Source organism: Streptomyces sp. NPDC093097 (assembly GCF_044754325.1).
Taxonomy (GTDB): domain Bacteria; phylum Actinomycetota; class Actinomycetes; order Streptomycetales; family Streptomycetaceae; genus Streptomyces.
Genome location: NZ_JBIVOW010000014.1, coordinates 212237 through 231291, shown reverse-complemented (window position 1 = coordinate 231291; position 19055 = coordinate 212237). Strand labels below are relative to the sequence as shown.

The following is a 19055-nucleotide window of genomic DNA, read 5'->3' as shown; positions in this document are numbered from 1 at the left end:
CAGCACTCCGAAGAATTGCGGGTGGCCGCCTCCATGTTCAGGGCCTCAGCATCAAACCCCACCAAGGAATGATCTTGGCGGGGTTAAAAGTAAAGCTTAGAAGTTCATGTTGATGGAGCAACGTCCATGACGCCGGGGCGCTGGACCTCATGGATTCGGTGATCCCCCGTCAGTAACCTCCTCGTCGAGAGAGGTCTCCACCGGATTTGCAGGCATATCAGTCGGTACTGCGGAGCTGGGCGAGGGCGGAACGTTTCTTCGTGTTGCCTGGCTCACCGATGGGCTTGTACACGCCCGGGCGCGTTGATAGCGGTTTCCTTGCCCTCAATGGCGGTCTTGGCTTGAACGCGACATTCCGGTCCTGGTCTTGATGTTGCGCTCGTTCTTCTTGCGCTTCATGTATCTCCACGTCACCCACGCAAGCGCGAGGGACACGCTGCCGATACCCAAGGCAGCCATCCGAATGGCCAGGCCATCGTTGGTAATAGCGCCGACAAACCCCGCAAATGTTCCAAGGCACCCAAGGAAAAGAGAGCGCCAGCCGAGGAACATTTCACCAAGCATTTCGCCAAGCCCGGCAACCGACCCCTTTGCGAAGCCGCCGCCTTTCAGCGAGCCCAGCCAGTTCTCCTTGTCTGCCATTTATTTCAACCTCATGCGATAGGAGCGACGGGGCGTTGCCCGAGAGGACCGGGCTCGATATACCGTACCGGACCACCTTCGGGTAGGAGGTAGTCGATGACCGTCGCACCGAGGGCTACCGGCCCCCCGAACAGCCTGGTGCCGCCCCTGCCGATGATGCCTACCGCCCCGCCCATCCGTAGGGCAGAGCCGCTCCAGTAGCCTCCGAGTTGCCCTGCGAAGAACGGTCCGATGAATCCCTTGAAGGCTTCCTTGGACTCGTCGGTTCGGCCCAGTATGAAGAGTGCAGCACTGGCGAAGGCCCCTCGCAGGCTGAAGAATCCGACGACGTTACGCACGCTGTCGGGGACTCCGGCGTTGCTGTGCTTGTCGAAGACGACGTCATCGTTCTTGGGGTCGTCCTGAGGGCGGTAGTTGTTCTTCGCGTTCTTCTGTGCTTCTTCTTGGGCTGCTTTCGCTTCTGCCTGCTGTTCCTGGTGGCGCTTCTCGACGGCGATGGCATATGCGTCGCAGTACGGAGCGCCGCCAACTCCAAGGCGCTGAAGGCAAAGTCGAACTCGGTGTCCTGCTTCATGCTTGCCGGCGCGGCGAACGTCGGGTCCGGCGGTTCCGTGGGGATGCCCACACGCGTGCAGATCTGATCGCCCGAGGTGGTCAGTTCGGCGACGGACTCGGTGAGCCATCCCAGCGCGGAGGCGTAGGAGGCCAGGCCGAACAGCCCTGCCGGCGTGGCGGGGAGCGGCTCGGTGGCTACGAAGTCTTCGAGGCTGCGGTTCAGTTCGCAGACCACTCGGGGTCCGGCTGAGAGTGCCCCAGGCACGGGGTGCAGGTAGGAGCGGCTGGCGGCCGTCGGGTACTCGGCCGTGAGGATCCCGGAGACGCTCTGCGCGGCATCGGTGAGGAGGGCCGCCAGTTCGGTACGGGCCAGAGGGGCGCGGTTGGTGGTCATCGCTGGGGAGCCTTTCGGTGAGTGGCGGTAGTGAGTTGTGCTGTTGCCGGAGGAGCTGCTGAGGCAGTTGTCGGCTGGTCGACCGCAAGGGGAGAGCGGGATCGAGCGGCCTGCACGCGCGCCTCGGCGGCAGAGGCCGTCCCGGCGTCCTGGCGGGGGCCGGTGCGGAGGTGCGCCGTGCGGTAGACCGCGTAGTCCTCCCGGCTACCGGCGGCGACGAGGTAGATCTCGCGCTTGTGGTGCGAGGCGGCCGGGGCCGGGCGGAACTGGATGACCATCCGGTAGGAGACGGACGGGTCGACGTAGACCTTGTGGAAGCCGACGAGGCGGCCCTTCAGCGGCAGGCAGTCGTCGCTGCCGTGGACCAGATTCTGCAGCTCCAGAAGCGCCAAGTCACGAAAAAGACACGGTACCGGGAGGCGGTGCAGCAGTACCTCGACGCCCGCAATGGCATCCTCACCGGTGCCTACGCCAGCGTCGACACCGCGCTCAAGGCCAGCTCGCGCGCGCCCATGTTCGAGGCACTGCTCACCGCGCAGGGCCCCGACCTCGTCGAGTCGCGGGAGGCTCTCGGGCGGCAGGGCAACCGCTACACGTCGATGGCCAGCACCCTCAGCGACGCCCTCGCTACGCCCGACACGGGCTCCGGGGACGGTGTTCTGCTGCGGGTCACCCATGAGCGCGACGCCGTGCTGCAGACGGCGTCGGAGAACGACCCGGTCTGGCATCCCGCCCAGCAGCAGTTCGCCTTCACCCTCAAGGGCGGCACGCCCGTGCTGTTGACGGAGGCTGACGACAGGGCTGTGGAGCAGCGGCTCTCGCCCACCGCGGCCGCGGAGGCGGAGGTGGACGTGGCGGTCCCCGAGGAGCAGGGACCCCGTGCCTTCGCCGGCACCGAGGACAGCGACGGCTACGACGACGACATCATCGACGACTTCCCGATCAAGCTGAACGAGGACGGGTTCCCCGCCGACGATAACGACGACGCCGGGACCGGCGCCGTCCTGCGTGCCAACGTCTCCGGCTCCGGCACCGCGAACTGGGCGAAGAAGCACGTCAACACCAAGAAGGAGTACGGCCAGGACTGCACCAACTTCGTGTCCAAGGCCCTGTACTACGGCGGCAAGATGAAGTTCCGCAACGGCGGACGGAAGCACGACCGCTCCTGGTGGCAGCAGTACTACCTCTTCGGCACGTTGAAGAACAAGAGCTACACCTGGTCCGGAGCGGAGAACTTCCGGCGCCACATGATCAAGTACCGTAAGGCCACCCACATCAAGTCGGCCAAGCAGGCCAAGCCCGGTGACCTGATGCTCTTCAAGTGGAAGCGGGAGAAGCGTTACAACCACGCGGCGGTGGTGGTCGCCAACGGCAAGCAGGTCCACCTGCGCCAGCACGGCATAGAGAACTCCACAACCCTCAACGCGGTCCTGGCCCGGTACCGCAACAAGCCGAACTACATCGAGAAGGTCGTCATCCTGCGTCCCCGCGGAAGGAATTGAACCATGCCCCGCCACGCTCTCCGCCACGGCGCACTCGCCATCGTCCTGGCCGCGACAGCGGCGCTGACCACGGCATGCAGCGGCGAGCCGGACGCCTACCAGGAGGACTACGGCAAGCACGAGCCGCTGAAGGTCACGGGATACCCCACCAAGGACACGCTCGTGCTCACCCAGCGGTTCGTCTGGAAGCTCGCGGACCGGGACGCCGACGGACTGGAGGCGCTGGCCGCTCCGGACGAGGACGTGGTGCAGCCCGACAAGGCGAAGACCGCGAAGGCATGGCTGCGCGCCTACGGCACGGCGGCGAAGGGAGAGGTCACCGCCGACTTCGCCCGGTCCCCGGCCAAGAACCAGGACGTGACGCTCACCTTCAAAGGGAAGAACGAGCAACTCGACCTCTCCCTCTACCAGGGACCCGACAAGTGGAGCGTCATTTTCCATGACAGTGACAACTGACCGCTCCTGAGACCGATCCCATCGAGGCCCGCGCCATGGCACGGGCCTCGATGCGTCCCGTCGGCCTGCTGGCCGGGAGACCGTCGGTTCGGAGGCAACCGGCCCGAACACGGCCCGCAGCATGCCGACATCGGCCAGGCAGTCGCCGCCCAACGCGACCGCCAGCGCGAGGTCCAACAGGACCTTCCCGGGGTCATGGACGGCCCGGGGTTTGCGCCACGGTGCCAGTGCCACAGACATTGCCCGGTCAAGGCCAACCTTGCGGACGCAGTCCTGAAACTGCTGGCCACAGGTGAGACGATCACGATGTGGCTGGTGTGATCACCGCGTCGGAGCCGACCTGGATAGGCCCGTTCGCCGGGCTGAGCCCGTGCTGCTTCGGCAAGTTGGTGACCGCGCTGCGCCGCGAGGGTGCCGATGGCGGGCGGCGGGGACGGCCGTGGAGCCTGTCTCTGGACGACCGGGTACTGCTCGTTGCGCCGTACTGGCGCACGAACTTGACGATGCGCCAGCTTGCTCTGCTCTTCGGTATCTCGAAGTCCGCAGCGGACCGGATCATTGATCACGTGGGACCGCTCCTCAGGCTCCGGGCTCGCAGGCGGTTCCGCAAGGACACCGTGCTCATCGTGGATGGCACCCTGGTCCCTACACGCGACCACACGGTCGCGGAGCAGTCGAAAAACTACCGGTACTCAACCAATTACCAGGTCGTCATCGACGCCGGCACCCGCCTGGTCGTCGTGGCCGGCCGCCCGATGCCGGGCAGCCGCAACGACTGCAAGGCGTGGGCTGAGTCCGGCGCTGAAGCCGCTATCGGACGAACACTCACGATTGCCGATGGCGGCTACCTGGGCACCGGGCTCGTGATGCCACACCGTCGGCGCAGGGGGCTGGAATTGCCGACCTGGAAGGAAGCCCACAACAAGTCTCACAAGCAGGTGCGAGCCCGTGTCGAGCACGTCTTCGCCCGCATGAAGGGCTGGAAGATCCTCCGTGACTGCCGTCTCAGAGGTGACGGCGTGCATCATGCCATGCTCGGGATCGCCCGCCTGCACAACCTTGTTCTCACTGGGTAGGCGATGACCGGCCTCAGACAGGCCGGCCCGTGGTCGACAGCGGGGGCGGCGTGTGCCGGGGCCACGGCACACCGACCTGCTCCGACGCGGCGGACCGGAACACTTCCGCCAGGATGCTCCCCGGATACGTGCCGAACACCGGGTACTTCCAGCGGTAGTAGCAGGACCAGTAGCTCACCACACGCCGTTCCGTCCGAGCGAAGAACGAAGGGTTCCGGGTGATGAACTCCCCATACAGGACACGCTGAGAGGAGCCGGGGACGTCGAGGCCGGGGAGTCCCTCGCGGATCTCCTCCAGGATCTCCACAACGTACTCGCCGATCAGCTGCACAACGAACGGCGCCACCCACGGCTCGCTCGACGCCACGATCTGTCCGAGACGGCGTTGGCGAACTCTGCCGTCACCGTGCCGGGAGTACAGGCAATGCAAGATCAGCTGCTGAGTCCCGGTGAGGGGCCTCTCCATGCCCGCGTCCGGCTCGCCATGGTAGATCCGTGAGGGGATGGTGACCGTCTCACCCTGCACCTCAACGGGGAAGGGCCCAACCGGCGAGAACGTGGCGACCGGCATGACAGCAAGAACGCTCCGCACGTCCCCGGCAAGCCGAGACGGGAACGCCGCCACCAAGACATCAGAACCATGCGACAAAGCGTCCGACTGCTGCACAGCCCCAGCGTAGGCGGGCAGCTTCCGGCTCCCTCAACCGCCCGCTCTCAATGGCCATGACCACAACCGTCCCTGGCATTACGGGACAGCCCTTAATGCGAGTTGAACCCCGACCCCCGACCCCCGACTTCCGCCCCAGCCGCCCCGCGTCCATCATCCGCTGAAGCAACGGGGGAGCGGCGTGCAGGGGGCTCCTTGCATTCCTGGTTCATGCAGCCTCCCGTTCCCGGCAGTTGTTCTCCAGCCACTGCTTTATCTCGCTAGGCCAGAACCGCAGTTGTTGCCCTACGCGGAAACTTGGGATGGCCTGCTTCTCGTGATTGTCGTAAACCCATGAGACGGGCTTCTGGAGAAAATCAGCCAAGGCTGGCACGGTCCACATGGATTGGTTCATAGCTGTCCATTTCCATAGGCGGGAGTGCGACACATTAAGGACGGATCACGGCCGTACCAAACGGCCCCGCAGATCACCGTCGGAGCCGTCGTGGTCCCCTTCGGAGAGGAAGCCCACGTGGGGCCGGTGACGCGCTGTGGGGTCGAACGTGCCTGGCCCCGGTGCGTCGGGAACGTCCGCGTCCGTCAATACCAAATCTCAGCACCGATCCAGCACAACACCCCCGACTGGACCGGAATGGACGGCAGCGGAAGTCAGCACGAAGTCAGCACGCCCTGGCTTGGGCTCGTTCGAAGTGAACGAGCCCAAGCCTTTGACCTGTATGTTTGTCATCGGGGCTGGCGTCTGCTATGAGCCCGCAACCCAGTTCGAGACCATCTGGCTCCGCACGAAGCGGTACGACGCCGAAGGCAAGGTGAAGAGCGGCTCCGGCGGCGTGTGCTACCTCTACTTCCCGGTACAGCCGACGCCGGGACAGCGGCGGGTGCTGCGGGAGTTGGGGATTCGGTAGGGGGCCAGGCCGCGAGCCGTACGGCCAGCTCCTCCGGCAGGCAGCCCCGGAAGGCCGGCGCCACCACCACCTGACGGCACCGCTCGCGGCCGTCCTGGGTGAGGTGGCCGTACTAGATCGGCCGTGACCTTGAGGTACCGGTACCGGTACCGGTACCGGTACCGGTACCGGTGTCCGAGCCCTTGGGAAACCTCGTGAGGGACGCGCCGTTCGCTGTTCGCCGTTCGTCACCACGGGAACGTCCCGCCGCTCACCCTCGATGAAGATTCTCGGTCATTACGAGGAGCTGTGGCTGGAGCGCGCTTGCACTCACGACGGGAAACCGCAAACCTTCACGAGGGATGAGGCCGAGTCGGATGAGGACCGGATCGTGCAGTATGTCCGTGATGGCGAAGAGCTGTTCTCGGCGATGGGGCCGTCGGCGACATCCTGGCATCGCACGAACGCATCCTCGGCGGGGATTCCATCTTCACCGACGGCGAATGGATCTGGCGCGGAGAGCTCTGGTTCTACCTGAGCCGCTACCACCTGCGCCTGCCCGACGAGTTCCTCATCCGTGTCCGCGAGCACGGGTACGTCCCGCCGGTGATGGAGGAGGCGCGCCTGATCTCCTTGTCCGACGAGTTGTACGAGATTCTCTGACGCTACGAACGAGCGCTTCCGACCCGGCACGTGGTCAGACCAGAAGCGCTCTCCTGTTTGTCGCCATGCTGCATGCCCTAAAGCGTGTCCGACGGGTCTGGTGCCTTTGATCCCGAGCCACCCAGGAATCGGCTTCCTCGCTCACCTTGCTCTGGCCGGCGTGGCTTCCTGCAACACGAGCTTGGCATCGCGTGAGAGACCGGTCTATCTCCGCAAGCGTGGGGACCACATCTACGCGTCGCGGGCGTGCTGGGCGTGGCGGGACCACCCCCGCAGGCGCGGGGACCACTTTGGCGGCTGACCTGGTAGTTGAGCTTCCCAGGGACCACCCCCGCAGGCGCGGGGACCACATGGTCGGCCTCTTCAACGACGGGGTCGGCGTGGGACCACCCCGCAGGTGCGGGGATTACCGTACGCCACTTCGGATACAGCGCTACAGGTGGGGACCACCCCCGCAGGCGCGGGGACCACAGACCACAGCCATTGCACCAAAAATGGCTGCCGGGACCACCCCCGCAGGCGCGGGGACCACCCGTGAATGAGTCGGTTAAATAGGTTTTTCCAGGGACCACCCCCGCAGGCGCGGGGACCACCCTTGGTTCGTGCGTCACGGACTTGCAGCACCGGGACCACCCCCGCAGGCGCGGGGACCACTGCACTGCGTACTCCGCGGACACCAGCTGGCGGGGACCACCCCCGCAGGCGCGGGGACCACCCAACTCACCGTGCCAGTGCTGGGGACGGTCACGGGACCACCCCCGCAGGCGCGGGGACCACCTTGTCCGTGTACGGGGCGTTCGGCGGGCGCAGGGACCACCCCCGCAGGCGCGGGGACCACCCGATCTGACGTGGCGCAGGCTCCGAGCCCTGGGGACCACCCCCGCAGGCGCGGGGACCACTTCATGCCGTAGTCCGCTTCGTGGGCGAGGTAGGGACCACCCCCGCAGGCGCGGGGACCACTGGCCTGCCGGCCTTCCTGACCTTCTCAGCATGGGACCACCCCCGCAGGCGCGGGGACCACCGCGGTCCGGCCGTGGGTGTCGGCCTGGTGAGGGGACCACCCCCGCAGGCGCGGGGACCACTCTGCCCAGGCGAACCCCTGCGTCCGGGCGATGGGACCACCCCCGCAGGCGCGGGGACCACAGGCCGCGACCTGCGGCTTTATGGGCGCGGCGAGTGGATTCTTTCCACTTCCCAAGAGGGCGACATTTCGCCAGAGTTGGGAATGAAAGCTCGCATAAGTCGCCCCTTCAGTTGTTGCCGAAACGTCATCTTTTGGCGGCCTTGCTCCAGCCCTGACGTGGTGGCCCCGAGGCGCTGTTGCTGGAGGAGGACGATGGAGGAGAAGGGCGGTGCAAGAGTGTGAGGCCCTCGTGGTCGGTGGGTTGCCAGGCATGTTCGTGAGTGGCGAAGGTGAAGCCTTGTTCGTTGTTGGTCTGGTAGGCGAGTAGGGCTCGGCCCTTGCCTCGGTACTGGCGGACTTCGTCCCACAGGATGTCCCGTACCCGGGCGGAGACGGAGCCCAGGAAGACTCCGGGGGAGATTTCCAGGAGCCAGCGGGTGAGGAAGCCGCGGAGGCCCGCGGGGCAGTTGGCGAGGACGATGACGGTCACCAGATTGGTTCTTCCCCTGCTTGGCTCCCGGGCTCGGCGTCGCCGTAGTTGCGTCCGCTTGCGACGAGCAGGTCGCCGTCCGATTGGAGCGTCACCTGGTCTGTCAGTTCGCCTGTCTCCTGGCCGTTTTGTGGGGCACGGAGAAGATCCTTGATGTCCCGGACACAGCGGTCGAGCAGTCGCGTTGCGTTGATGCGGTCCCGCAGTGCCCGGCGGGTGCGGGATGCGATGTCTTCCTCACCTTCGGCTGCCGCATCGAAGGCGGCTGGGATACCGATCTCCGTCTTGTAGAGGTCGGCGATGTCCAGGACGAAAGAGCGCTCGTGTCCTGAGTGCACGAACCCCAGCCCGGGGGAGCAGCCGAGTGCTGCCACCACCGCATGAGCCACCCCGTACATGCACTGGGCGGCCGCGGTGACGGCCTGGTTGGGCGGGTCGCCGGCAGAGAAGTTGCCGGGGTGGTATTCGCGTCGGCGCCAGGTGACTCCGGTACGAGCCGATTCGCGGCGGTAGCACTCCTTTACCCGGCGGCCCTCCATGTTGAGGAGATCCCTGCGGGTGCGGGTCGAGGGGTCGTCCTCGGGGAAGCGCAGTCGGTACATGGCCCGTGCCACGTCGAGGCGAGTGCGGCGGTTTGCCCATGCGGTGGCCTGTGCTTCGACGAGGCGTGAGGAGCGGGTGAGGGCCCGGCCGCCCGCATAGAAGCGCACGCCCTGTTCGCCGACCCAGACGACGCCGGCGCCGCATTCCCCGAGCAGGGCCATGGCTTGGTGGGTGACGCGGGTGCCGGGGCCCAGGAGGAGAGTTCCGATGGTTGCGGAGGGGATGTGGGTGACGCCGTCCGCGTCGGTGGCCGTGATCGCGTTGTCCTCGCGGTGGACGGTGCAGCGTTCGAAGTAGAGGAAGGAGAGGCGGTCGCCGATCCGGGCCAGTTCCCGCGGGGAGGAGGCGTTGCGTCGGCTGACGGTGCTCATGACGCCCGCACCGGGGCGAGTGTCATGAGGCCGCAGCCGTACGCCTTGGCCTTGCCCAGGCCGTGGGTGAGGGTACGGCGGAAGGCGTCGACGTTGGTGATGCGCAGTCGGCCGTCGAAGGTGACGCGGGTGAAGCGGACATGGTGCCGGGAGGAGTCGGCCTCGTCGCGCTTGCGGAACTGTAGCGGCAGACGGTTGTGCACGATCACTTCGTGCTCGTGGCCGTGCTCGGTCAGTTGGCGTTCGGTGGGCGTGCGCAGGATCTCGAAGCCGGCGCGTTCCTGGCGCTTGAGGAGCCAGCCGATTTGGTGCCGGGGGGTGACGTGTGCGGTTCGCTTCGTCCGGGAACCCTCGGCGTCTCCCGGTTTGTGGATGTCGTGCACCGGATTGGCGGTGAGCCGGAAGCTCCAGGTGTCGCCCGCAGCGAGGCGGTCGAGGAACTCTCCGTAGGCGAACGTGGTCCAACCTGGTTGTTCCAGACCGGGCCAACCTGCCTGCTCGACGAGGTGCGTCAGGTCGGGACGGGCCGGGCTGACGATGAAGAGGTCGGCGCGTCCGGCGGCGGCCGGGTCCACACGCCACAGAACCCGTGGTCCCTGCCCGTCCCGGGGCGGTGGGTGGGGGAAGGCCAAATCCACGGCTCCGTGCAGGAGATGCGGTGATCCCAGGAGCCGGCGGGCTCCGGAGCGGGCGGTGTTGATGCGGAAGCGGGTCAGGTACATCAGGGAGTCCTGGGGGAGTTCTCTGCCGTGGCGATGCTCGTGAGCGAGTCGAGGGGCTGGAGCGTGGCGGTCGGGTCGTGTTGCTCCGGCGCACTGCGCGGTGTGCGTGACGGGGTGGTGTGGTCGGTGCGGACGCCTCGCAGCCCGTACTGCCGGTGCCGCGGATCGAAGCTCAACGGGGAGTCCCGGAGGGAAAGGTGTGGGGCCTCGCCCGGCGGACAGTCGATCAGTACATCCAGCGTCGCGGGGCCGGCAGAGGCATTTCTGCCGGCCGCAGAGCGCTGCAAGCGTCGCTCGTACCAGCCGGATGCCTGCCATTCCGCTGCGCGCAGCGCGTCCTCCAGGGCTGTGCCTTCCAGCGGCGGGCCCATGTCGATGGGGCGAGAGGGAGGACAGGAACGCCGCCCGAGGTAGGGCAGGAACCGCGGCGCGCGCAGCGCCTCGTACAGGCGCCGCAGCAGCGCCGGTTCCCCTTCGACGCCGGCGACGAAGACGGCGTCGGAGAGGTAGAAGCGCTGGGACAGCGGCATGGCCTTGCCTGACTCGGCATGGTGGGCGGTGTGGAAGTCCCGTAGGCGCGAGCCGGGCTGGTCGATCCGTACGCCGAACCGCAGCGCGGCGAGGTCGGAGAGGTCGGCGTTCCGAGGGCGGCCTTCGGCGGCGGCGAGGAGGCCGAGGACTCCGCTCTTGGTGGGGGCGTTTTCCGTGGTGCGGCGGGCGAAGCGGGCGGCGGATCCCCAGGATTGGAGAGGTCCGGCGAGCCGCAGCAGGAGCACCGTCATGCTTCGGCCCCGGAGGCGAGTCGTTGTGCCACCACCGCGCGTACGTCCTGCAGCAGGACTTCCAGTGTGACTTGCTCGCCGAGCGGGGCGAGTGCCTCGGTCTCGTTGCCGACGCGGACCACCCAACTGTGGTCGTTGCTGCTGAGTCCGTATTGCCGCTCCAAGTCCGGTACGTAGTCGGCCAGCTTGCGGCAGCTCTCCCGCAGATAGCCGCCGACCGGGCCTTGCGGAACCGGCTCTTCGAAGGCGCCGACGAAACTCACCGGCCGGCGGTCGCGGAGCTTGACGATGACGGCGGAGGGCAGGGTGTGGTTGCCGAAGGTGTTGATCTTTCCGGTCGGGAGGGAGGCGATGAATGCTTCCAGGAACGCGCCGACCGCCTTCTCCACCGGGGTGCTCGGTGATTCGTCCGCCCGCAGTCCGAGGCCGAGGTTGCGCTGCAACTCGTCGACGTCCAGGGCGGCGTAGCGGTAGAGGGTGGCGGAGTTGAAGTCGATGGTGCCGATCATCCCGGCACCGGACTCGCCGTCCCGGTTGAGGTCGTCCACCGCGGTGTAGTAGTCGGACTCGATGTCGGACTTGTGCACGCTGATGGCGTGTGCCACCTGCGTGGCAGCCTCCACGTTGAGGTCGGCGGAGTCGGCGACCATGCGCCCGAAGAGCGCGATGTCGACCGAGTGCCGGGAGTCGACCGCCTGCCGGGCCCGGGACTTGTTCTCCTTGTCCTTGAGGTGGGCGGTGAGCGTCTTCGCATCGCCGCCGGGACGGCTGCCTTCGATGGCCAATTCGGCGAGGGCGTCCAGCTGTCGCTTGCTCAGGAACATCAGGTAGGAGGATTCGGGGGAAGCGGAGGCGCTCGCTTCCCCGTCGTTCTTCGCCTTGCGCTTGGGCACCTCGATCTTGCTGCCGGTAGCCACCTGCAGGATGACGGAGGCCAGCTCGACGGCCACCGGTTCCAGCGAGCCGTCCCTGTCGGTGATGCGCTCGGCCAGCGCTTCGGCCACCTTCTTCGTACGGACGCCGAGTTCCTCGGGAGGCAACAGGTCGTTGAACGCCTTCCGGGTCGCCCGCTTCCATGCCTGGCTGGAGACGCGGGCCCGCCGGACGCCGCCGTAGTACGCCGACTTGGGTGTCCCGGTGTCATCGCGGTTGAGGTTGCTCGGCGGGACGGCCTGGAGGATGTGGATGTCGAGGATGGTCCGGGTCACGCTGGTTCCGTTCTTCTCGGGCGATGCCTGTGCTTGTGCGAGATGCGGGCGGATGCCAGGAGGGACGACCACGGTGGTCGCCGATGTGTGAGGGCGTTAATCGCCTGCGTCGTCGACCGGTTGGTCTGGGGCGGAGACGGGCGCGGTGGAGGTGTCCTGCTCGTCGTCAGGCGTGGCTCTGCCGTACAGACGGTGGAAGTCCCGCCCCCAGGAGCGCCTGACGTCACTTTGGGTTGCCTCGTCCTGCCACCGGTAGAGCTGTTCGGCCAGCAGTCCGTAGTCCAGGGGGATGTGTGCGTTGCGGAGCAGCAGCACCATCTCGCGCAGTCGGCGGCCCAGGGTGTCGAAGTCAGCCGACGTCCCGATGCGCACAAAACGCTTGCGAACGGTGGGGCTGACGTCCTCGACCGGTTCGGCCTTCCTGCCTTCTCCTGAGCTGGCGTCGGAGGGTTCGCCATCGGCGTGCTCTCCGGACTGCGGTTTGGGATCTTGCGTTCCGGTCTTGCCGTGGGCCAGCCGTCGTACCCCACGGCCCAGAGGCCAGTCCGGGACATGCATCGGTTCGTCGCGCAGGGACTGCTGGTGGAGCGCCCAGAGGGTCACGGCGAGATGGACGGCACGGTCCTCGCGCTCCTCCCGCAGTTCGTGCCATCGCCTCGCCTTGGACGAGAGGTACCGCGAGGGACCACTGCCCTCGCGCCACTCCTCCTCCCGGAGCTCGGTCAGTGCTTCCAGGTCGGCGAGTCCCCAACTGGTGGGCGAGGCATGGGCCTCCCGACCGGCCTCGCGCCGAAGCCGTGCCACTGCGGCCACTGCGGCCGGATTGTCCTTGCGATATCCCCCCTGCAGCCGGGTGATGGTGCGCAGGGCGGCCTTCCGGACGAGGGAGTTGCGAAACGGTTCATCGACGTCATCGTCACGAACAGCCTTGTTGTCATTGGGGCGCTTCGTGGTCGTGGTCATCGTGCGCTTCCCGTGCGGTCGTGGGGTGCAGGTCGGGGGCCAGACCGGCGCGGGACCGGAGTGTCGTCCCCGCCCCGGCCCGTCGGCGGACCCAGGACTTTGCTGAGCCGGATGAAGAAGGACTGTTCCGCACGGCCTGCGTCCATCAGTCGCATGCCGACGTTGGGAATCTCGATCAGCCGTCCTTCATCCGCGGCTGGGCCTGCGGAGTCGAGCAACTGCCTGCTCAGCCGCAGCAGATGCCGGCGTACCGTGGCCCGCCACTCCCGACGTGCCGTGCTCAGGTCGGGAAAGGTCAGCAGCTCTTTCAGCCACGCTCGATACGGGCCGTCCAACGTGCCGAAGCCCAGGTCACGAGCGGTGGCGACAGGAGCGGTCGGATCCGTACCGGCAGCCCGAGCCAGGTTGCCGGCGAGCTGACCCAGGGCACCCACGGCCCCTTCGGCCTCACTTACGGCGTCTACTGCCGCTTCGCCGAAGATCGGGTTCGCCTCATGCAGGGTGATCACAGGCAGGACGACGGAGTCGTCCACGATCTCGTCGATCACGGACTGCTGCGTGCCGTAGACGGCGCCGGCCAGTCGCAGCCGGACCAGCTTGCCCGGGGCCATCTCAGTGGTCGTGATCACCCGCGTGAACCACCGGGCGATACCGGAGCGTAGACGGTCGGCCGACTCGCCCCGCTTCGCCTCATCACCCGCCTGGCTACGGGCCGGGAGTAAGGAGCCAAGCCCCCGCCACGCCGCCCTGCTCGGATCGTGCCGGAGCGGTGTGTAGACCGGAGTGCGCCCCTGCTTCTTCTCCTGCGTTGCATTGCGACGCCAGGCCGACATCGGCTCCAGCTTCCAGGGCGCGGTTAGGGCGAGCGGGTCGCCGTATCCGAGAACCACCCCTGTCACCACGCCGCCTTCTGCGTGCAGCCGGATCCTCCGCGACTGCCAGGTGTACAAGTCCCGCAGCCCCATGGGCTGTCCCTGCCCAGCGGAACCCGCACGCTCCCCAGCCCCGAGCGGTTCGGTCTGCCGCCAGGCCGGCATGTCCTCCCCGGCCGCGCCGGTAGCCCCGTCCCCGATCTCTTCCAAGGCGATGAGGTTGAGCAGCAGGGTTTCCCTGAGCGTGCTGCCCTCGGCAAAGACACCCCCGAGGTTTCCCAGAGACCCCACACCCAAGGGGTAGACCTTCCCGGCCTTCCCTCGCTCGTCGCCCACCATGGCGGACTTGATCCCGGAGGTGTCGTAGGCGTGGGCATGCACGAGCCAGCGGGCGGCCTCGGCATAGGACAGCGACTCGACCCCGGGACGACGCATGGCGAAGAGGGGCTCGCCCACCGGCACGTCCGCCACTATCCGGCTGAGCGGCGCGACCTCGTCCTTGGCGGTATGCAGGTCCGCGACCTGGTAGAACGGCCGCTCCGGGTGCCACAGATCGAACCGGGCCCGGTGGCGTTCCAGATAGGCCGGCACGGCGGAGAACGGATCGTCCGACAGCCAGAGATCCTCCCAGTCCTCCACCTCGACGGGGCCGTCGAGCGCGTCGTACAGGATCGCGAGCAGCAGCCGCAGCAGCGCGATCTCCTGGGTGGGGACATCCCCCACCAACCGCCGTAGAGATTCAGCCTGTTCGAACAATCCGAGCAGGGAGACCTCTGTCACCGTTCCGTCCGTGCGCTGTACGGGAAGCCACGGAGAGGAAACCAGGTCGAAGTTCGACGGTGCGCACTCGTCTACGGTCGGTTCGCTCACCAGGGCCGCCTCGCACGTAAGGACGCGAACATCGGCATCGGCCTCGATATCGACTGCGGTTGTCTGCTGGTGCTGCTCACCGGTGCTGCCCTCGTCTTCCACGCGTCCGTTCTCCGGAGCTGCTGCTCCGTCGACAGCCGCGGTGCGATCGATCACGGGAACGCCAGGGGACGTCACCCGCGGTCCGTCGGCACGGCTGTAGGTGAGAACGAAGCCTGCCAGACGGGTCTGACAATCTGCATCGAGAACGAGGATCAACTCCCCAGCCAGCAAAGGGCATTCCTTGGCCTGCCAGGCGGGGACCAGGAACTTCTCCAGTTCCTCGATGGTCCGGTCGATCATCCAAGATTTGCTGAAGCGCCCCGGAAGAGTGAGCGCACTGGCTGCCACGGCCTCGGCCGCGCGCCTGCTCGGTGGGAAGTCCGTGGGCAACTCCAGGCCACCCCGCCCACCTTCCGCACCGCCATCCAGCCACGGAACCGTCGTCAGCCGCCCATCGGCCTGCCGCTGGACGACAAAGACCTCCAAGGTCTCCTCGCTGTCCCGCACTTGGGCGCGCCCCGCCCGACTGTCGTCCGCGTCACCGACCGCGGCCTCCAACCACCCGTACACCGGGCGCCCTGCCCGCCGGACCGGATCCAGCAGAAAGCCCCCGGCCTTCTCCCGCTTCTCAGCAAGCAGCCGATCGTGCTCACCACGCGCCGCGCCCAACCGCTGCGCCCATGTCGCAGGGCCAACCGGCCCCTCCCCGTAGGCGGTCTGTACAAGCGGGCTGATGCCGCCAGGAAGCTCCAGGGGATCTCCATCGAGATGCGGCGTCAGTACTGCCAGTGAGCGCAGGAGGGTGTACTCGCTCCGGTACACGGCGAGAGTGCCCTTGACCACCTGCGGAGGCTCGCCCTGCCAGTCCACGCCGGTGATCAGACAGCGTGCCTCCGCCAGCCGCGGGGGCCGACGACGCGCATGCCGGTGCAACCTCCCCATCCTCTGCAGGACCAAGTCCACCGGCGCCACGTCGGTGACCAACACATCGAAATCAACATCGAGTGACTGCTCCACCACCTGGCTCGCCACCACCACATGACGCCGCGGCCGCTCGTTCCCCACCAGCCCGAACCGCCGCAGCAAGTCGGCGTCGTTCGCAGCTCGGTCTGCGGCGAGGAACCGTGAGTGCGCCACGGTGACCGCCTCGTCTCCCAGCCGCTCCCGCAACACATCGGCGGTCGCCAGCACCCGGTCCACCGTGTTGCGCACCACGAGCGCGCAGCCGCCGTCGGTCAGTTCCCTCTCCAACCGATCGGCCAGAGAGACGAACTCGTCGTCCAATCGCTCCAGCACCACCGGGGTCCGGCGCCCCGAGGCCGCAGCGGGGTGAGCGGAGAGGGCCGGGCGTCCAGGAGACGCGGTGGTGATCAAGGGATACGCCTCGGCGGCCGCCTCGACTCCCCCTGTCTCCGGACCGGCATAGGCCGTGACCAGGGCTCGCCGACGGTCTGCTGGCAGCGTCGCGGAGAGCAGGACGACCGGAACCCGATAGGCCGCCAACCACTCCAACACCCTTTCCAAGTACCGCCCCATATAGGCGTCATAGGCATGAACCTCGTCGATGACCACGACCTTGCCCGCAACGGCCAGATGCCGCAGCGCCAGGTGCCGAGTCTTCAACCCGGCGAACAGCACCTGATCGATGGTCGCCACCGCGAACGACGCCAGAAGCTGCTTCTTCCGCCCCCGCAACCACTGATGCGCATGAAGCCCCGCGGGCTTGGCCTGCCCTCCGCCGTCCCGCGCCTCGCCGTCCAGGTCGACGGCGACGATCGACCGCTGCCCGTCACGCAGCAAGCCCGCCCAGCGCTCATTGAGCGCCGCCTTGGCATGAGCCAGTACGACCGAACGCCGACCGTCGTCACCGGGACCGGCACCCGGCAGTCGATCCAGCCAGTCCAACAAGCGTGGGAACATCGCGTCACCCGTGGCACGCGTGGGCAGGGCCACCAGCACACCGCCGGCCCCCGACCGGGCCGCCAAGATCTCCGCCGCGGCGAAAGCCGCCTCGGTCTTCCCCTCGCCCATGGGCGCCTCGATCACCATCAGGCCGGGCGTTGGCATGGTCCGTGCCATTCGCACGGCCTCGGCCTGAACCGGCCGGATCGCTGCGTCCTCCAACCTGGGAAACCGCTGCGCGAACAACTCCTCAGCGGTTTCCTGAGGTTCCTGCGGCGCCCATGCCTTGGGCAGGTCCAGCCCTCGCCAGGCGGCATGCAACCGCCTCCGCTCACCTACCGGGCCCCTCGGCTGCCAGGACTCGGGATCGTAGGGAAAGAGTTCGGGCGAACTGGCAATCCAGTCCGCGATGATCACGACTGCCGTCAAGACCACCTGTGCAGGCTGGGGCAGCCGGACCTCCCGCCATTCCGGCAGCCGTTCGGCCGCTCCTGTCGCTATGGCACAGCCATCCATCAGCTCGTACTGCACCCGGCGCCACTCGGCTTCAGTCGGCCCCGGGTGTCGGAGCAGATGCGGGCGAAGCTGAAGGTCGTGGATCTGCTGGTGATCGGGCGGAGTTCCATGATGTCCACCGGCCACGACGGCAAATTGCCCGGAGGTTCGGCCGCGCAGCCCGAACCGTTCGTCCATCCACTCCTGGAGCAGCAACTGCCCAGCAAGCCCATGGGGCGCCAGACGCCGATCCTGCCCGTACTCCCGGGCAAGCGGCATGTCGAGCCCAGCGTCCCGCATGCGTGCGGCCAGCGACTCAACCTGACAGACAAAAGCAGGAGTTGACTTACCGGAGTCGTGCGCAGCCGCCAGAAAACGTACGAGGACGAAAGCGTCTGCTTCTCCGTCAGGGAGCGTCTCAGCTACCAACTCCTTGAGGGATCGGGGTATCCAGCTCTCCCACAACATCCCGGCGGCGGCCCCACTGTCAGCCATGTGCCGCCACAAAGGAAGCCAACTGTCCTTTCTCTGATCGTGCTTGGCCCACACGACCCTCGCGGCCGGCGACAGCTGCTCGAAGGGAGTGCCATCTCCGCTGAATTCAAGCAGGGTTGTAGATGCATCAAACATGCCTGCCTCCTCCTGCGCGTGCCATCCGGCAAGCTAACCGTTGCGCGTGGCGGGCTTCCTCGAGCACACCGGTGGATGGCGCCCCGGTCTCGATCGGCCGTGAGGCCGGGGCGCCGTTTGTCTATGTGTTAGGTGGGAAGCTGTCGCGGATTCTTCGGGAGAAACAGGAGCGCTACGTCTTCGATCACCGTTCCCCACGCCCACGGTGTCTGGGGAGACGGGGGGAGAGAGAAGGTGGCGCTCAGAGCTACCAACAGCGCGTACAAGAGCGGCTGCTGCCACGGCTCAGGTGAGGAAAATTCAGTGGTCACAGGTAGGATGGGACCTCGTCTCGCGTCATTGTGCTGACTAGGGACATGGCCGAGCCCACCTTCTCGCGGACACGAGAAGGAGCAAGTGGGCTCGGCCTTTGCTTTTGCGTGAAGGTTGAGCCCTCCGAAGGGTGGGTCGATGCGAGTCTACACAGGATGTGAGATGGGCAACTGCCGTGCTGTTGTGCTGAGTTCGTACCTTCACCAGGTAGGTGAGCGTCCCAGTTGCTTGGTGGAGTAGGAGGGCCTCGCAGTAGGTCTGGACGAGTCGAGTGAGCGTCTTTCATGCCCTGTAGGCAGCGTTGTACGTACCCCTGCGGTCGGGCCGCGTAGATCCTGTTCGGGGAGGGGCACGGCGGGCGCAGGGGGCATGTGATGATCGGCCCCTTGTTCCTGTGCAGGGTGGGGCCACGCCTGTGGAGGCGCAGAATGCCGGGCCTCGCGCCAGACTTTCCTCCGGGGTAGAGGCTTTCAGGTCGGCCTCAGGAAGGCTTCTGGGGTCTTCCGCTGGGCAAGGACGGACCTGTTGGTGCCGAAAGTGGCGCACGCGCAGGCCAGGGCCCGCAACCCGCTGTCACATGGTTTGATCCATAGCTGTTCACGTCCGTAGGTCGGGAGTGCGACACGCTAAGGATGGATCCCGGCCGCGCCAAACGGTTCTACGGAACGCCACTTGAGTTTGCTGAGTCCTGTCGCAAGGAGTGTTGACGAGGGCGGCGGTCTTGGGGCTGCGATGGCGCATGGCGAAGCGTGATGGTGTTGCGGCCCCGAGCTGGCCACCGCTCCACCTGACACCGGCGGAAGTCAGCACCGATCGAGCGCAACGTCCCTG

At 67.0% G+C, this 19055-nt stretch carries 14 protein-coding genes, 2 pseudogenes and 1 CRISPR repeat array; of the genes and pseudogenes, 5 read left to right on the top strand and 11 right to left on the bottom strand.

Going from position 1 to position 19055, the window contains the following annotated elements:
• Positions 1 to 324: 324 nt before the first annotated feature.
• Positions 325 to 642, bottom strand: a complete 318-nt coding sequence (locus ACIQE0_RS24275; RefSeq protein WP_402335753.1) for a hypothetical protein — start codon at positions 640 to 642, stop codon at positions 325 to 327.
• Between the two features lie 209 nt (positions 643 to 851).
• On the opposite strand from ACIQE0_RS24275, the gene ACIQE0_RS24270 reads away from it, so the two are divergent.
• Positions 852 to 1283 carry a hypothetical protein gene (locus ACIQE0_RS24270; RefSeq protein WP_402335750.1) on the top strand — a complete coding sequence of 144 codons (432 nt, stop codon included), beginning with the start codon at positions 852 to 854 and terminating at the stop codon, positions 1281 to 1283.
• A gap of 304 nt (positions 1284 to 1587) precedes the next feature.
• On the opposite strand, the gene ACIQE0_RS24265 is transcribed toward ACIQE0_RS24270, so the two are convergent.
• Positions 1588 to 2040 (bottom strand): hypothetical protein, encoded by a 453-nt coding sequence (locus tag ACIQE0_RS24265; protein WP_402335775.1) that lies wholly within the window; start codon positions 2038 to 2040, stop codon positions 1588 to 1590.
• On the opposite strand from ACIQE0_RS24265, the gene ACIQE0_RS24260 reads away from it, so the two are divergent.
• Both ACIQE0_RS24260 and ACIQE0_RS24255 read left to right on the top strand, forming a co-directional pair.
• Complete coding sequence (locus ACIQE0_RS24260; RefSeq protein ID WP_402335772.1) at positions 2014 to 3093, top strand: amidase domain-containing protein; 1080 nt, start codon at positions 2014 to 2016, stop codon at positions 3091 to 3093. The genes ACIQE0_RS24265 and ACIQE0_RS24260 overlap by 27 nt on opposite strands.
• 3 nt (positions 3094 to 3096) lie before the next feature.
• A complete protein-coding gene (locus ACIQE0_RS24255; protein ID WP_402335747.1) occupies positions 3097 to 3549 on the top strand; it encodes a hypothetical protein in 453 nt (150 codons plus the stop codon).
• A gap of 60 nt (positions 3550 to 3609) precedes the next feature.
• Here ACIQE0_RS24255 and ACIQE0_RS24250 read toward each other — a convergent pair.
• Positions 3610 to 3822: pseudogene (locus ACIQE0_RS24250) on the bottom strand (IS1380 family transposase); the annotation flags it as partial.
• A gap of 35 nt (positions 3823 to 3857) precedes the next feature.
• On the opposite strand from ACIQE0_RS24250, the gene ACIQE0_RS24245 reads away from it, so the two are divergent.
• Positions 3858 to 4625: a transposase gene (locus tag ACIQE0_RS24245; protein WP_402335744.1), complete on the top strand. Its 768-nt coding sequence runs from the start codon at positions 3858 to 3860 to the stop codon at positions 4623 to 4625.
• A gap of 13 nt (positions 4626 to 4638) precedes the next feature.
• On the opposite strand, the gene ACIQE0_RS24240 is transcribed toward ACIQE0_RS24245, so the two are convergent.
• Complete coding sequence (locus ACIQE0_RS24240) at positions 4639 to 5292, bottom strand: hypothetical protein (protein ID WP_402335741.1); 654 nt, start codon at positions 5290 to 5292, stop codon at positions 4639 to 4641.
• A gap of 758 nt (positions 5293 to 6050) precedes the next feature.
• Between ACIQE0_RS24240 and ACIQE0_RS24235 the strand changes: the two are divergent.
• Positions 6051 to 6197 (top strand): annotated as a pseudogene (locus tag ACIQE0_RS24235) (peptidase C39 family protein); the annotation flags it as partial.
• Between the two features lie 842 nt (positions 6198 to 7039).
• Positions 7040 to 7982: direct repeats of the CRISPR family, unit length 29 nt; unit sequence GGGACCACCCCCGCAGGCGCGGGGACCAC.
• A 125-nt stretch (positions 7983 to 8107) separates the two neighbouring features.
• Here ACIQE0_RS24235 and cas2e read toward each other — a convergent pair.
• From cas2e to casA, 7 genes are all read right to left on the bottom strand, one after another.
• A complete protein-coding gene (gene cas2e / locus ACIQE0_RS24230; RefSeq protein WP_402335739.1) occupies positions 8108 to 8452 on the bottom strand; it encodes a type I-E CRISPR-associated endoribonuclease Cas2e in 345 nt (114 codons plus the stop codon).
• Positions 8449 to 9426: a type I-E CRISPR-associated endonuclease Cas1e gene (gene cas1e, locus ACIQE0_RS24225; protein ID WP_402335736.1), complete on the bottom strand. Its 978-nt coding sequence runs from the start codon at positions 9424 to 9426 to the stop codon at positions 8449 to 8451. The genes cas2e and cas1e overlap by 4 nt, the downstream gene beginning before the upstream one ends.
• A complete protein-coding gene (gene cas6e, locus ACIQE0_RS24220) occupies positions 9423 to 10148 on the bottom strand; it encodes a type I-E CRISPR-associated protein Cas6/Cse3/CasE (RefSeq protein ID WP_402335733.1) in 726 nt (241 codons plus the stop codon). Before cas6e ends, cas1e begins: the two co-directional genes overlap by 4 nt.
• Positions 10148 to 10930 (bottom strand): type I-E CRISPR-associated protein Cas5/CasD, encoded by a 783-nt coding sequence (cas5e, locus tag ACIQE0_RS24215; protein ID WP_402335729.1) that lies wholly within the window; start codon positions 10928 to 10930, stop codon positions 10148 to 10150. Before cas5e ends, cas6e begins: the two co-directional genes overlap by 1 nt.
• Complete coding sequence (cas7e, locus tag ACIQE0_RS24210; protein WP_402335726.1) at positions 10927 to 12138, bottom strand: type I-E CRISPR-associated protein Cas7/Cse4/CasC; 1212 nt, start codon at positions 12136 to 12138, stop codon at positions 10927 to 10929. Before cas7e ends, cas5e begins: the two co-directional genes overlap by 4 nt.
• A gap of 96 nt (positions 12139 to 12234) precedes the next feature.
• Complete coding sequence (gene casB, locus ACIQE0_RS24205) at positions 12235 to 13101, bottom strand: type I-E CRISPR-associated protein Cse2/CasB (RefSeq protein ID WP_402335723.1); 867 nt, start codon at positions 13099 to 13101, stop codon at positions 12235 to 12237.
• Positions 13098 to 17912, bottom strand: a complete 4815-nt coding sequence (gene casA, locus ACIQE0_RS24200; RefSeq protein WP_402335720.1) for a type I-E CRISPR-associated protein Cse1/CasA — start codon at positions 17910 to 17912, stop codon at positions 13098 to 13100. The genes casB and casA overlap by 4 nt, the downstream gene beginning before the upstream one ends.
• Positions 17913 to 19055: the final 1143 nt, after the last annotated feature.